Raw genomic sequence first — 14,290 nt, forward strand, 5'->3', positions numbered from 1 at the left:
GTCAACTGCCCGCCTCCTCGCCGTAGATGGCGGTGATCTCGCCGCCGTCGCCGAACAACTTCTTGTCCGTGGCCTTCCAGCCGCCGAGATCGTCGATGCTCCACAGGTGCTCGATGACCCCGGGAAACTGACCCGCGGTCTGCGCGGCGACGGTCTTGTCGACCGGCCGGAACCCGGCGTCGGCCCACAGCCGCTGTGCTTGCGGGGTGAACAGATACTCGACGAAGCTGCGCGCAGCCGCCTCGTCACCGCCGGTGTTGACCGTCGTCACCGGATTGTCGATGCGAAACGTCTGGTCGGGCACCACGTAGTCCACCCGCGCCGGCCCGTCGGCGCCTGCGTTGGCCCGCTGGAGCATGATCGCCTCGTTCTCGTAGCTGATCAGGACATCGCCCTGCCCCTGCTGGAACGCCGACGTCGCCTCCCGGCCGGACTTCGGGAGGATGTGGACGTGATCGCGCACCAGGTCGCGCACGTAGTCGAGCCCCGCCTGATCGTTCTTGCCGCCGTGGCTCTTGGCCGCGTACGGGGCGAGCAGATTCCACTTGGCCGACCCGGAACTGCCCGGATTCGGCGTCACCACGTCGACCCCAGGCTTGAGCAGGTCGTCCCACGTGCGGATGTTCTTGGGATTACCCTGACGGACCACGAGCGAGACGACCGATCCGAACGGAACCGACTTATTGGGCGCCTGACTCTCCCAATCCTCGTCGACGACGCCCGCCTTCACCAACCGGGTGACGTCGGGTGCGACGGAGAAGTTGACGATATCGGTCGGCAGGCCGCGCGCCACCTTCCTCGACTGGTCGCCGGACGCGCCGTACGACTGCGAGAAGCCGATGTCGGAGCCCTCGGAGGTCTTCCGGAACGCCGGGATCACCGTGTCGAACCCGGCTTTGGGCACGGCGTAGGCCACGAGATTGAGGTGCCGCGAACCCGACGAGATGTCGGTGCCGCCGGGCTCATCGGTGGAGCCGCCACCGCAGGCGGCCACCGGAGCCACCATGGCCGCGGTTACAGCGAGAGCGCCGAGCATCCGGCGCCGACGCCGCACGCGCCGATAGGTCGATTCCGTGTTCACCCGATGACGCTAGCAACGCGGGCGGGACCCGCTCAACGTCACGAATCACGCTGGGCCGAACCCGGTGGCCTGCGTCGACTCCTGTGATAGCACCGCTGGCGGCCCTCACGAGTCGCCGAACTGCTGCATTCCCGCACGCACATGCCCCGCTGAGGCGAACGCATGATTCGAGCGCGGGGCGATCAGACGATGAACGGCGGCCCGCCGCCGCTTTACGTTCACCGTGATTCAAACCGCCAGGACCCCAGGGGAACCTTCTGGGAAGCGGCAGGTCAGCGCATGATGAACCAGGCGATGATGACGAGAATGATGAGCGCGACCAACGCCATGGTCACCTTTGAGCGGAACATCTATATACCCAATCCGTGATCGTCACCGGCGTCGCGCCGGTGCATCACCGAGAAAATCTTGCCGACCAGGAAATTGACCCCGATGGCGATGAGCGTGGCGAGCGGGATCACGATGAGCAGAGTGACCAGCAGCTGCGGCACGAAAGGAAGACCGGTGAGCCACTCCTCCACCGAGTCCCACCACAACAGCACACCGTTCATGCGCTCAGCACCCCGTTTCCTCGCTGATCGCCCACTTTACGCGCCCGTCGTAGCGAGTCCGAGACGCGTCAGAAGCGGCTCGATCCGTGCTCGGTGCCCGAGCATCCTCGCGTGCGCGTCCACCTGGTCGACGCTGTCGCCGACCGACAGGACGCTGTCGACGAACTGCCGCCCCAGGTCGCGGTCGAGACCGCCGCCCGCGAGGAACCACTGCTCGGTCTCGGCGTCGAGGACCTCGGACCAGATGTACGAGTAGTACGCCGACGAATAACCTCCGCCGAACACATGATTGAAGTAAGTGGTCCGGTAGCGAGGCGGGATCAGCGAAGAGGCGAGGCCGGCCTCACTCAGTGCCTTCTCCTCGAACGCGAGGATGTCGGTCGGGACCTCCTCCGGGTCCAGGCGATGCCATGCGAGGTCGAGGGCGGCGGCAGCCAGGTACTCGACGGTCGAGTGGGCCGTGTCGGTGTCGGTCGCGGCGCGCACGGCGTCGACGAGGGCAGCCGGCGCCGGGTCGCCGGTCCGGTGATGGGTGGCGTAGCCGGCGACCACCTCGGGATGCAGCGCCCACATCTCGTTCACCTGCGACGGGAACTCGACGAAGTCCCGTGGCACCGAGGTGCCCGATTGCGACGGGTAGTCGACGTCCGACAGCAGTCCGTGCAGCGCATGCCCGAACTCGTGGAAGATCGTCATCAACTGGTCGATCGTCAGCAGACAAGCCTCACCCGGTTCGGGCTTGGTCAGGTTCGCCACATTGACGATGATCGGCGCGGCGTCCAGCGCACGAGACTGGTCGACGATGTTGTTCATCCACGCTCCGCCTCGCTTGGACGGCCTTGCGTAGAAGTCGCCGAGGAACAGGCCGATCCCGCGATCACCGGAGAACACCTCCCAGATGCGCACGTCCGGGTGGTAGCCGACCAGGTCGGTCCGTTCGGTGAACGACAGTCCGTACAGGGTGTTCGCGGCCGCGAACACGCCGTCGGCAAGCACCGATTCGAGTTCGCAGTAGCTCTCGAACTCGTTGATGTCGGGGATGTGGGCGGAACTTTCGGCCGCGCCCGATCGCTGGTCCGCCGCCAGTGCGAACGTCACGTCCCACGGCTGGAGTTCGGTTCCGGCATGCGCGGCGAGGCGCTCGATCTCACTGCGCCCCACGGCCATCGCAGACGCGCCCAGTTCGGCGAGCAGATCGGCGGCGGCCTGCGGATCGGGTGCGGTCTCCTCATCGATCACGTACGCGGCGTGGTCGGCGTACCCGAGCAGCCGGGCACGCCGGGCGCGCAGTTCGACGATCTCCCGGATCATCTCGCGGGTGTCGTGCTCTCCCCCGCGCGCGCACCGGTTCATCGACGCTTCGAACACGCGGCGTCGCACGTCGGATCGGGTCAGTTTCGCGACACTCGCCTGACTCGTCGGCAGTTCCAGGGTGATCAGGTAGCCGTCCGTGTGCCCCTGCGTCTGTGCCGCGCGACTCGCGGCCGCGATCTCACCGGCCGAGAGCCCGTCGAGCTCTTCGATGTCGGCGGCGAACACCGCCGAGGCGTTCGTCTCGTCGAGCAGGTGCTGCCCGAATTCGGTCGTGAGGGTCGCCAGCCTGCCCGACCATTCGCGCATGAGCGCCTGACCGTCGTCGTCGAGTGCCGCTCCGGCGCGCACGGCATCGCGGTAGCGCTGCTCGGTGAGGCGAAGCTGCGCCTGCGAGAGTCCCAGCGCATCACGCTGCTCGTAGACGCTGCGGATTCGGGCGAACAGGTCGGCGTTCATCGCGATCGCGTTGCCGTGCTCGGTGAGACGCACCGCGAGCCGCTGAGCGATCTCGGCACGCCTCGGATTGCTGTCCGGGCCCTCGACGTTGAAGAAGATGCCGTTGGCGCGGGCGAGCGAGCGGCCCGCGAGTTCGAGCGCTTCGACGGTGTTCCCGAACGTGGCGGGCTCCGGGTCGGAGGCGATCGCGTCCACCTCGGCGAGATGCTCGGCGAAGGCCGCGTCGTATGCCGGGAGGTAGTGATCGTCGGTCAGCGAGGCGAAGTCCGGCAGCCCGTACGGAAGGCCGGACGGGGTGAGCACCGGATTGCCGGACGGAGCGACTGCGTCGGCCATCGGTTACTTGCCCTTCGGCTTGTCGCTCGCCGACTCGGTCGAGAGCGCGGCGACGAACGCCTCCTGGGGAACCTCCACGCGACCGATGGTCTTCATGCGCTTCTTGCCCTCCTTCTGCTTCTCGAGCAGTTTGCGCTTACGGCTGATGTCGCCGCCGTAGCACTTGGCGAGCACGTCCTTGCGGATCGCCCGGATGTTCTCGCGCGCAATGATCTTCGACCCGACCGCAGCCTGGATCGGCACCTCGAACTGCTGCCGTGGGATCAGTTCCTTGAGTTTGTTCGTCATCTTGTTGCCGTAGCCGTACGCCGCATCCTTGTGGACGATCGCACTGAAGGCGTCGACAGCCTCCCCCTGCAGCAGGATGTCGACCTTCACCAGATCGGCCTCCTGCTCGCCGACCTCCTCGTAGTCGAGGCTCGCATAGCCGCGGGTGCGCGACTTGAGGGCGTCGAAGAAGTCGAAGATGATCTCGGCCAGCGGCAGGGTGTACCGCAGTTCCACACGACTCTCGGAGAGGTAATCCATGCCGCCGAGGTCACCGCGCCGCGCCTGGCACAGCTCCATGATCGCGCCGATGAACTCGCTCGGCGCGATGACCGTCATCTTGACGATGGGCTCGTGAACGCTGCGGGTCTTGCCGGTCGGCCAGTCCGACGGGTTGGTGACGACTTGCTCGCTGCCGTCCTCCATGGTCACTCCGTAGACCACGTTGGGCGCAGTCGAGATGAGGTTCAGGTTGAACTCGCGCTCGAGTCGCTCACGCGTGATCTCCATGTGCAGCAATCCGAGGAACCCGCACCGGAAACCGAAGCCGAGCGCCACGGACGTCTCCGGCTCGAAGGTGAGCGCGGCGTCGTTGAGCTGCAGTTTCTCCAGCGCCTCGCGCAGCACCGGATAGTCCGAGCCGTCCACCGGGTACAGGCCCGAATAGACCATCGGGCGCGGTTCGCGGTAACCGGTGAGGGGTTCCTGGGCTCCGTTTCGGGCGAACGTGACGGTGTCGCCGACCTTCGACTGCCGAACGTCCTTCACACCGGTGATCAGGTAGCCGACCTCACCGACGCCGAGTCCTTTGCTGACCTTCGGTTCCGGGGAGACGATGCCGACCTCGAGCAACTCGTGTGTCGCGCCGGTCGACATCATCTGGATCTTCTCGCGCGGGACGATCCGGCCGTCGACCACACGGACGTAGGTGACGACGCCGCGGTAGGTGTCGTACACCGAGTCGAAGATCATCGCCCGGGCCGGCGCGTCCGCGTCGCCGACCGGCGCCGGGACCTTGTCGATCACCGAATCGATCAGTTCGGCGACGCCCGCCCCGGTCTTACCGGACACGCGCAGCACCTCGTCGGGTTCGCAGCCGATGATGTGGGCGATCTCGGCGGCGTACTTGTCCGGATCGGCAGCAGGCAGGTCGATCTTGTTGAGGACCGGGATGATCTCGAGGTCGTTCTCCATCGCGAGATACAGGTTGGCGAGCGTCTGCGCCTCGATGCCCTGCGCGGCGTCGACCAGGAGAATCGCGCCCTCGCAGGCCTCGAGCGCTCGCGAGACCTCGTAGGTGAAGTCCACATGGCCGGGCGTGTCGATGAGGTGCAGGACGTACTCTTGGTCGTCCTTGCGCCACGGGAGACGAACGTTCTGCGCCTTGATCGTGATGCCGCGCTCGCGCTCGATGTCCATGCGGTCGAGATACTGGGCGCGCATCTTGCGTTCCTCGACCACACCGGTCAACTGCAGCATGCGGTCAGCGAGCGTCGACTTTCCGTGGTCGATGTGCGCGATGATGCAGAAGTTCCTGATCTTGGCAGGATCAGTGAACGTCGTGTCGGCGAAGCTGGGAATCTCACTCACTCCTTGGCGGGCGGGGCCGGGTCGCCCCGGCGCAGATCACCCTCCAGTTTCGCACGACGATGCCGCAGGGAACGATTCGTCGAGTTCCACCGGCTCGATCAGCTCCAGCCGAACCGCTCTCGCAGGTCCGCTGCCACCGCGTCGAATGATTCGCGGCTGCAGATCGCACCCTCCCTCCGGATGCCGTGCTCTTCGACGCGGAGCACACGGTCCAGGCGCACGAAACTCTCCCGATTCTCGCGGTCCCAACTGCCGGAACCGATGGAACGCCAGTCGACATCACCGCGGTGATAGTCCTTGCTCGACAGCATCAGACCGAGCAGGTGCCGATCGCCTTCCCGGCCCACCACCAGCACCGGCCGGTCCTTGCCCTGTGTCGCGTCTTCCTCGAAGGGCACCCAGGTCCACACGATCTCGCCGGGGTCGGCGGCACCGTCCAGGTCGGGCGCGTACACGATCCGCCGTGCGTAGTCACCGCTCGGATGTCCGGGCGCCCCGCTCATCGGCTTCGTCCGAAGTCGTCGGCCCGCGGCAGCAACCAGTCGTCCACGGCGCCCGCGGTCGCGTCTCCGACACCGCTGCGCGCCGGTTTCAGGCTGTGGTCGGCTTTGTCGATCTCCAGCAGTCGCACCGGCCCGCCGAACAGCGTGATCGCCTCGGCGAACTCCGCCGACGATCCGAATGCGTCGCTGCGTCCGTGCACGATCAGGGTCGGGGCCACGATGTCCGGCAGATGCTCGGTCCGCGCCTTCTCGGGCTTGCCCGGCGGGTGCAGCGGGTACGACGTGAGGAGCAACCCGTCAGTGAGCCCGGGATCCTCGGCGCAGGCCATCGATGCCTGCCTGCCTCCGTACGATTGGCCGCCGATGATCAGCGGTCCGTCCGCGGCGTAGCGGCGCAGTGCCTCGACCGCCGCCCGGATCCCGTCGCGATCGGCGCCCGCACGCGACGGGGAAGGCGGCCCCTTCGGCCTCTGCTGCCGGTACGGAAGATCGATGCGGGCGACGGCCACGCCGACGCCGACGAGCGCGTCGCCGACCGCGGCCAGCAGCACCGAGGTCCGGTCACTGCCCGCCCCGTGGGCGAGAATGACGAGGCCTCGCGAATCCGCGGGGACCACGACATCTGCGGCAACGCCGCCGGAGTCGACGGTGAACTCGCTCACCGGCGACTCAGCGCTGCCTTCTTGCGGCGGGCGGCCCGCACCACGTTGCCGACGCGAGTGCGCACCGCGATCCTGTTCTTCGGCACTTCGGTCGCCTTGACCCACTGCGCGAGCGCGTCGAGCGCGGCGTCGAACGCCTCCTGCGACGTCACCTCGGCGTAGGCGCCGTCGTTCTCGGTGCTGACCCTGAGGTCGTCGACCGAACCGACCACCCGATAACCGCCCGCGGTGATCGCCTCGATCATCTCGTCCGACCGCTGCGCCGCCCACTCGCGTTGCCGCGGGTCGAGCCCGATCGACCGCCCACCGTCGACCTGCGACATCACCTCGTTGATCAGCGTGTGCTTCACGAATCGCTGGTAGCGATACCACTGCACGTCCTCGGGCTGCAGCCGCGTGTTGAGCAATCTGAGGAACTCGGTCTGCGTCGCCGAGAGCGACGTGTTGTCGTTGACCGGCGGCGCTGGCAGGACGGCCGGGTCCACCTCGAGGACCCGGAGGAACCGCTCCCACAGACCGTCCCCCGGCTCGGCCGTCCCCCTCGCCGGGACGGTCACCACGTGGACGCGGTCACGGCCGACGATGCTCGCCCAGTCCGCGAGGGTCCGCTCGTAGTCCTGGAACTCCCAGAACGGCTCCTCACCGGGACCGTCCGGCCCCCCGGCGATGGACTCTACGAACTCCTCGAGAGTCGCACGACGCTGATTCTTGACGTTCTCCTGCCAGACCGACGGCACCTGCCGGCCGAGGTCGCGCACGGTGAGCACTGCGTGAACCTCGTCGGCGAACGACAGGTCGTCGACGAGCTTGCGGATGTGCTCCGGGCCGGCGTTCGCGAACAGTTCGTGCGACACCAGTGACCGCTCCGGCCACGCCTTCATCTGGGCCACCATCGCGGGCCACTTGTCCGCGTGCTCCGGCGCGGCCCAGTCGAGGTACCGGTCCGGCTGAAGATGCGCCGCAGCGTGGAAATGATCGTCCATCGCGATGCCCGGGTACAGCAGACCGGCAGACATCGCGTGGTTCCGATTCCGCCACAATCTGCCTTGCAGGTGAGTGGTACCGGTCTTGGGCAGGCCTACGTGGACGTAAACGATAGACATGCCCCCAGCGTAGGGGCCGCGCACCCGGGCCCGCCGTCGAGGTGAACCTGCGCGTCACCGTGATTTGGGTGGAAACTGGGGCGCTGGTATCGTTGACCGCTGTTGCAAGTGACGCCGACCTGTGCGGTCGCGGATCGCTGCCCAAGACCAGAATCAACGGCCCTCAACGGGCTGGAAGAAACAACACGAAGGAACTCGCGTGGCAAACATCAAGTCGCAGATCAAGCGGAACAAGACCAACGAAGAGGCTCGTCAGCGCAACCAGGCGGTCAAGTCGGCTCTGCGTACCGCGATCCGCCGCTTCCGCTCCACCGTTGACGCGGGCGACAAGGACAAGGCCGGCGAGCTCCTCCTCACCACGAGCAAGCAGCTCGACAAGGCCGCCTCGAAGGGCGTCATCCACAAGAACCAGGCCGCCAACAAGAAGTCGGCCATGGCTCTCGCGGTCAACAAGCTCTGACGAGACGCGGACCACGGTCCGCCGCGGGTCCGTCCCGCACGAACTTCATACGCGAAACCACCCCGATGGCGTTCCACGCGGCCATCGGGGTGGTTTCGCGTATACGGCGGGGAGGACCGAGCTGTCCTCTGCAATCAGCGGCGACGGGGCCGGAGTTGCGCGACGGTCGCAACCGCGTGCTCGACCGCGTAGTCAGGGTCGGCCGCTTGCCCTTTCACCTCGGCGTTGAGATCGGCGACGACGACGATCGCCTTACCTATCGATGCGGAATCCCACGCCCGCGCCTGCCCTTGGAGCTTGCCGACCCGGCCCGGCGGAATCCCGAGTTCCGAGGAGATCGTGTACTTGTCCGCGCCGCCCATCGAGCGCACACGTGCGATGCCGAACACCGCCTCGGCGAGCGCATCGGCGAGGAGGACGCGGGCGGTCCCGTGGTGCTGTGCCCAGGCCAGCGACTCCATCGCTCCCGCGAGGTCGCCGGTCACCGCCTGGTCGGCGATCTGGAACCCGGTCACCTCGGGTCGTCCGGTGTAATAGGTCCGCACCGCGTCTGCGTCGACCTTGCCGTCGGTATCGGAGACCAGCTGCCTGCACGCCGCCGCCAGTTCACGCAGATCGGATCCGACCATCTCCGTGACGAGTTCGACCACTTCCGGATTCGCCCGCACTCCGAGCTCACGGAACTCGGAACGCACGAAGTCAGCGAGTTCGTTGGGCCACTTGGGCGCGACGCACCCGAACTCCTGCGCTCCCGCCTTCTTCAGCTCGCCGACCATCGACTTCTGCCTACCGCCGCCGCTGTGCACGATGACGAGGCTGATTCCCTCGGGAATCGACTTCGCGGTCCCGATGATGAGTCCGGCGGGTTCCTTACCGGCCGCATCGGCCGATTCGACGACCACGATCCGCTCGTCGGCGAACAACGACGGGCTCAGGAGCTCAGCGAGCTCGGGGGCGGTCACCTCGCCTGCGCGCACCCGGGTCACGGGTACGTCGACACCCGCCGCCCGACTGCGCTCCACGCTGATCCGCGAGATCACGCGACCAGTCAGGTAGTCGTCGTCGCCGAGAAGGAGAAACAGCCGATCGCTCACGCGCCCCATCCTTCCAGAAGAGTGCGACACCCCTCGCGCCACGCACTGGTCCGGCGTCCGCGCCCCGCCCACGGCGAGTCCGGAGCACCCCCACTCCCGCACCGGTCACCACCAGGACAGCCGCGACCGCCGGTCCGGGTACCTCGGGCCACACCCACCCCGGTCCACCCAGCCGGTCGGCGACCCCGATCAGCCAGCGCACCGCCGGTCCCGCAGCCCGCGTGAGGAGCTCGGCGATCACCTCCCCCGGCCCGTACCGCGGTCCGACGGCAGCGCACGCGGCGGCGAGTGTGCCCAGGATGCCGATCAGCGGCACCGCGGGTGCCGCCAGTAGGTTCGCCGGCACCGTGAACACGCTCACCCGCCCGGTCACCGCGATGACGATCGGCGTCGTGAGGATCTGTGCGGCGATGGTCATCGACAGCAGGGTGGCCACCCACTCCGGACACCGACGGTCGGTCAGCGCGACCCGGATGGGTGCGGACCAGAGCACGAGTCCGAGGGTCGCCGCCACCGAGAGCGCGAAGCCCGGTGCGATCGCCATCTCGGGCCACCACAGCAGGACCGCGATCACCGCGGAGCCTAAAGCGGGCAACGCCTGCGCCCGACGCGACGCCAGTCCGGCCGCGAGTCCGACCGAGCCCATGATCGCGGCACGCAGCACGCTGTCCGTCGGACGAACCAGGATCACGAAGCCCACCACCGCGACGGCCCCGACCAGGAACACGGCCTTCGGCGACGCGCCTACCGCCCGAACGCACAGCACCACCGCTCCCACGGTGAGAACCAGGTTCGCCCCGGACACCGCGACCAGATGGGACAGACCCGCTGCCCGGAAGTTCTCTCGCGTGAGCTGATCCAGCCCACCGGTGTCGCCGAGGATGAGCCCCGGGAACAGTCCGCCCGCGCGGTCGCCAAGCGCTCGGGAAGCGAGGTCCCGCAGACGCAGCCGGACATGACCCGCGGCACGCTGCCACCACGGCGCGTCGCCGCGGAGCACCATGTCGCCGACCGCGTTCAGTTCTGCGGCGACCAGCCGGTCGCGCCCCGGCTCCCCCGCCTCCTCGACGCGCACTCGGACGGCCAACCGCTGCCCCGGGATCAACTCCCGTGAGCCGCTCGATGCATGCAGGCGGGCGGCGACCGGTCGTTGGGCGATTCCTCCCAACTCGTGTACCTCCACCGGCACGGTGAGCCGACGTCCGCCCGCGTGATGGACCGGATCGCCCGCTACGGTCACGCCGACGATCGGGTTCCCCACCGCCTCGGTCAGCGGCGTGTGATCGACGGCTGACGATCGCAGCACGATGACGACACCGGCGGCGGCGCCGACACCGCAGATGCCCGCTACGGTGACTGCGACGGACCTCCATCGCCGGTCACGCGCGCACCAACCGGCGACAGCCGTTGCACTGAGCAGTACCGCGACGATCACCGTCGAAGCACCTAACGGCACGAGCATTCCGGCAGCGGTGACCACCCAGCACACTGCCGCCGGCGCAGCGAGCCGCAGATCGGCCATCAGCCGACCGTGACGAGGTCCCGCAGCTTCGCCAGCTTGCTGGGCCCGATGCCGTCGACGTCGGCCAGCTGATCGACCGAGCCGAACCTGCCGTTGGCCTTCCGCCAGGCGAGGATCGACGTCGCCGTCACCGGCCCCACACCGGGCAGTGCATCGAGTTCGGCCTCGGTCGCCGAGTTCAGATTCACCAGTGCCGCACCGGAACCCCCGGCACCACTCGTCCCACCGGTTTCGGACGATCCGCCGTGGTTCGAGGCTCCGTGGTTCGAGGCTCGATCCTTCGAGGCTCCGGGCGCTCCCCCTCCGCCGGACGCCACGACCGCGCTGCGCACCTGATCGCGGCCGCGTCGACCGACGAGAACCTGGTCACCGTCGCGCAGTGATTGCGCGAGGTTCAGGCTCACCGTGTCGGCACCGTCGCGCGCACCGCCCGCAGCATCGAGAGCGTCGGCCACCCGCGAGTCGGCGGGAAGACGAACCAGCCCGGGCCGCCGGACCAGACCCACCACACTCACCACCACCTCCATCGGCGCGGACCGGCCCTTCCTGGACGCACCAGAGGCGGCCGCACCGGGTGCCGATTCCGGAGCAGCGTCTCCCGACTCCCTGGACGGCACGGTCTCCTCGAATGCCACCAAGGGAGCGGTCGGCTCGTTATGCCGAAGCAACGAGTAGCCCGCGAACCCGCAGCCGATGATTCCGATCAGGATGAGGCCGATCGCGGCCGGCGGCAGCATCGTCCACCGGGTCCGCGACTCGCTCCAGTCGTCGATATCGGTATCGGAACCGGAATAGGGGTCGGGGTCGGCATCAACGCCCTCGGCCGCCTCCGTGTCGGCGGGTGGTGCGTCGTCCAGACACTCGAACTGCGTCGCGCGCCGGTCCCAAGCGCGCCGGCCCGTGTCGGTATCCAACCAACCAGGCAGGGCGGTCTCGCCCCACCGCGCGGTCTCTCCCCACCGGGACACCGGTGAGTCCCCCTCTGAGCCCCCGTCGCCATCCGGCGACGAACCCGGCGGTTCGAGCCGCTTTCCGCCGCTGATCTTCTCCGGTGTCCGCATCAGTCGTGACAGCCGTTCCTGGCCCGGTCCCCGCCGATCCGGTCGTAACTCGATCCCCATGAGACGCACGCTATGACCGGCACTCAGCCACCGAGCGCATCGGAGCGAGGTCTGCGTCCAACTGTGGACGAATTCGCCGTTCTCCACCGTCGTGGCGCATCCGGCCGCGTCAGACTCCCGCATACCTCTCGAACGGAACCCTCACGTACGTCATCGAGGTCAATTCGCTCCGGAGGATAGGAAATCGACGGAAAGTGTGAAAGAGTAATGGAGCGCAGGCCGGACTTTGGTCTGCGCTCACTGAAGAAAGTAGTAAAAGCAACATGGCACAAGGAACCGTCAAGTGGTTCAACGGCGAGAAGGGCTTCGGCTTCATCTCTCCCGACGACAGTCAGACCGGGGACGTCTTCGTCCACTACTCCTCGATCTCGGGTTCGGGTTTCCGTAACCTCGAAGAGTCGCAGCGAGTGGAATTCGACATCGAGCAGGGCGCCAAGGGCCCCCAGGCTACGAACGTCGTTGCGGTCTGAGTTACACACTCAAGCTTCGCGAATGCCCCGGTTTTCACCGGGGCATTCGTGCTTTCCGGGGTAGGTGCATCTCGATCAGGCCGAACTCCGTGGCGAGATGTCGAGTGGCGAGGTGTCGGGCGGCGAGTGTCAGTCCATCGGCTGCAGGCCGTGGGCGAGTGCGACGCCCACCGCCCCCGGGCCCACGTGAGAGCCGAGGACCGGGCCCAGATCCACTGTGAGCGTTGAGGTCACGTCATCGAGACGCTCAGTCAACATGGCGAGAACCTCCGCAGCCAGGTCCGGATTCTGGCAGTGCTGGATACCGAGGGTCACCGGTTCACCGTCCGCGAGCTCGACCGCCGCATCGACCATCTTCGCGAGGGCCTTCGTCATCGTCCGGTGCCGTTCGCGAAGCGCCAGCACACCGTCCGAGATGTGCAGGATCGGTTTGATCGACAGTGCCGAACCGAAAAGCTTGCCTGCGGCGCTGAGTCGGCCGCTGTTCCGCAGATTGTCGAGCGATTGAACGCACATCAACGACTCCGCGGTCGCAGCGGAGCGCACAGCTGCCTCGTACACCCCGTCGCAGTCGGCTCCGCCTGCAGCGGCCTGCGCGGCCGCGATGGTCGTCAATCCGAGGGAGACGCCGACCGACCGTGCGTCGACCACGCGAACCCGGCCGTCGAGCGCATCCGAGGCGAGCCGTGCGGCGCTCCACGTTCCCGACAGTCGCCTGGACATGTGCACGGCCACCACGCCGTCACCGTCGCTTATGTCGATCGCCTTCGCATACGCCGCGCGCAGATCCGCAAGACTCGCCCCGGATGTGGAGGTGTTCGGGCTGGAGACGACGTGGGCCGGAATATCGTCGACGCCCTCCAGGTACTCGGTGCCGTCGGCGACGGTCACGTGCAGCGGGACCTGCGCGATGCCGTACTTGTCCGCCAGTGACATGGGCAACCGCGACGACGAATCGGTGACGATGACGACAGGCACCCCTCTACGGTAGCCGGTCGCCGTCCGGCGAGCAGCGGCCGGTCGCTCAGAGCAGTGGCTTCACGATCGGCTCCACTGCGTCTGCGATCCGCGCGTGTGCGGCGAGACCCCAATGGATGCCGTCGGGGTTCATCTCCGTGCCTGCGTCGGCGAACGCGTCCGCGGTCGCGTCGTAGAAGGCCACCGTCGGCAGATCGTGCTCGCGTGCCCATCGCTCGATCGCGGACGTCGTCGGGATCCGCCCCGGGTGCGCATTCCCGTAGTACGGGCTGTCGTGTGTCGGCGGCAGGCATACCACTACCGGCAGTTCGGGCCGCAGATGCGCCAGTGAGAAGCGGATCTTCTCGAAGTACTCGACGGTGATGCGCGGGGGCAGTGCCATGGGCCAGCCCAGCGGGGAGAGCTTCGGCTGCAGCCACGAATAGGCGGTCCGCACCACCTGGCGCAGTCCTGCGGGCCGCAGATAGCGGATCTGCTCGCGCAACGCGGTCGGCACCGGCGACGGCAACGAGTCCATGCCGCCGAATGCGAGTACGACGACGTCGGCATCTGGCAGTTCGGCCCAGATCCGGGGATCCTGAGTGATCGCCCACCACACATCGCGGCTAGTCCAGCCGATGCGCGCGAACAGCTCCACCTCACGGCCGCATCGCTCGCCCACCACGTTCGGCCAGATCCGCGGATCGTCGGCGGGCAGGCCGCCGGTCTCGTCGTAATACGACAGCGAATCACCAAGTACCAGAATCGAACCCGTCAACGCACAGCCTCTCTCACGCCATCCC

General features: G+C 67.6%; 14 protein-coding genes. 2 read left to right on the forward strand and 12 right to left on the reverse strand.

Features of this window, described 5'->3' with window-relative positions:
- Position 1: 1 nt before the first annotated feature.
- From FO044_RS09915 to FO044_RS09945, 7 genes are all read right to left on the reverse strand, one after another.
- Entirely contained in the window at positions 2-1,036 is a 1,035-nt protein-coding gene (locus tag FO044_RS09915) for a sulfate ABC transporter substrate-binding protein (protein WP_143965965.1), read from the reverse strand.
- Between the two features lie 395 nt (positions 1,037-1,431).
- Positions 1,432-1,632, reverse strand: a complete 201-nt coding sequence (locus FO044_RS09920; RefSeq protein ID WP_132991722.1) for a hypothetical protein — start codon at positions 1,630-1,632, stop codon at positions 1,432-1,434.
- A gap of 36 nt (positions 1,633-1,668) precedes the next feature.
- A complete protein-coding gene (locus FO044_RS09925) occupies positions 1,669-3,738 on the reverse strand; it encodes a M3 family metallopeptidase (protein ID WP_143965570.1) in 2,070 nt (689 codons plus the stop codon).
- 3 nt (positions 3,739-3,741) lie between these two features.
- Positions 3,742-5,595, reverse strand: coding sequence for a translation elongation factor 4 (lepA, locus tag FO044_RS09930; RefSeq protein ID WP_132991724.1), 1,854 nt, complete (start codon positions 5,593-5,595; stop codon positions 3,742-3,744).
- Between the two features lie 98 nt (positions 5,596-5,693).
- The gene (locus FO044_RS09935; RefSeq protein ID WP_143965571.1) at positions 5,694-6,098 is read right to left on the reverse strand and encodes a type II toxin-antitoxin system PemK/MazF family toxin; all 405 of its coding nucleotides are present in this window, start codon (positions 6,096-6,098) and stop codon (positions 5,694-5,696) included.
- Positions 6,095-6,760, reverse strand: a complete 666-nt coding sequence (locus FO044_RS09940) for an alpha/beta hydrolase family protein (protein ID WP_143965572.1) — start codon at positions 6,758-6,760, stop codon at positions 6,095-6,097. The genes FO044_RS09935 and FO044_RS09940 overlap by 4 nt, the downstream gene beginning before the upstream one ends.
- On the reverse strand, positions 6,757-7,863 hold the full coding sequence (locus tag FO044_RS09945; RefSeq protein ID WP_143965573.1) for a sulfotransferase family protein: 1,107 nt from the start codon (positions 7,861-7,863) through the stop codon (positions 6,757-6,759). Before FO044_RS09945 ends, FO044_RS09940 begins: the two co-directional genes overlap by 4 nt.
- A gap of 199 nt (positions 7,864-8,062) precedes the next feature.
- On the opposite strand from FO044_RS09945, the gene rpsT reads away from it, so the two are divergent.
- Complete coding sequence (gene rpsT, locus FO044_RS09950) at positions 8,063-8,323, forward strand: 30S ribosomal protein S20 (RefSeq protein ID WP_132991728.1); 261 nt, start codon at positions 8,063-8,065, stop codon at positions 8,321-8,323.
- Positions 8,324-8,457: 134 nt separating this feature from the next.
- On the opposite strand, the gene holA is transcribed toward rpsT, so the two are convergent.
- The 3 genes from holA to FO044_RS09965 are packed head-to-tail and all read right to left on the reverse strand — an operon-like array spanning position 8,458 to position 12,060.
- Positions 8,458-9,363 carry a DNA polymerase III subunit delta gene (gene holA, locus FO044_RS09955; RefSeq protein ID WP_244945738.1) on the reverse strand — a complete coding sequence of 302 codons (906 nt, stop codon included), beginning with the start codon at positions 9,361-9,363 and terminating at the stop codon, positions 8,458-8,460.
- Positions 9,263-10,939, reverse strand: coding sequence for a ComEC/Rec2 family competence protein (locus tag FO044_RS09960; protein ID WP_244945739.1), 1,677 nt, complete (start codon positions 10,937-10,939; stop codon positions 9,263-9,265). The genes holA and FO044_RS09960 overlap by 101 nt, the downstream gene beginning before the upstream one ends.
- Positions 10,939-12,060: a ComEA family DNA-binding protein gene (locus FO044_RS09965; RefSeq protein ID WP_143965575.1), complete on the reverse strand. Its 1,122-nt coding sequence runs from the start codon at positions 12,058-12,060 to the stop codon at positions 10,939-10,941. Before FO044_RS09965 ends, FO044_RS09960 begins: the two co-directional genes overlap by 1 nt.
- A 263-nt stretch (positions 12,061-12,323) precedes the next feature.
- On the opposite strand from FO044_RS09965, the gene FO044_RS09970 reads away from it, so the two are divergent.
- Entirely contained in the window at positions 12,324-12,530 is a 207-nt protein-coding gene (locus tag FO044_RS09970; protein WP_132991731.1) for a cold-shock protein, read from the forward strand.
- A 129-nt stretch (positions 12,531-12,659) separates the two neighbouring features.
- Here FO044_RS09970 and FO044_RS09975 read toward each other — a convergent pair whose 3' ends face one another.
- Positions 12,660-13,508 (reverse strand): DegV family protein, encoded by an 849-nt coding sequence (locus FO044_RS09975; RefSeq protein WP_143965576.1) that lies wholly within the window; start codon positions 13,506-13,508, stop codon positions 12,660-12,662.
- A gap of 46 nt (positions 13,509-13,554) precedes the next feature.
- Positions 13,555-14,265: a diglucosylglycerate octanoyltransferase gene (gene octT / locus FO044_RS09980; RefSeq protein WP_143965577.1), complete on the reverse strand. Its 711-nt coding sequence runs from the start codon at positions 14,263-14,265 to the stop codon at positions 13,555-13,557.
- Positions 14,266-14,290 lie beyond the last annotated feature (25 nt).

Origin of the sequence: Gordonia zhaorongruii, assembly GCF_007559005.1 — a bacterium.
Classification (GTDB): domain Bacteria; phylum Actinomycetota; class Actinomycetes; order Mycobacteriales; family Mycobacteriaceae; genus Gordonia; species Gordonia zhaorongruii.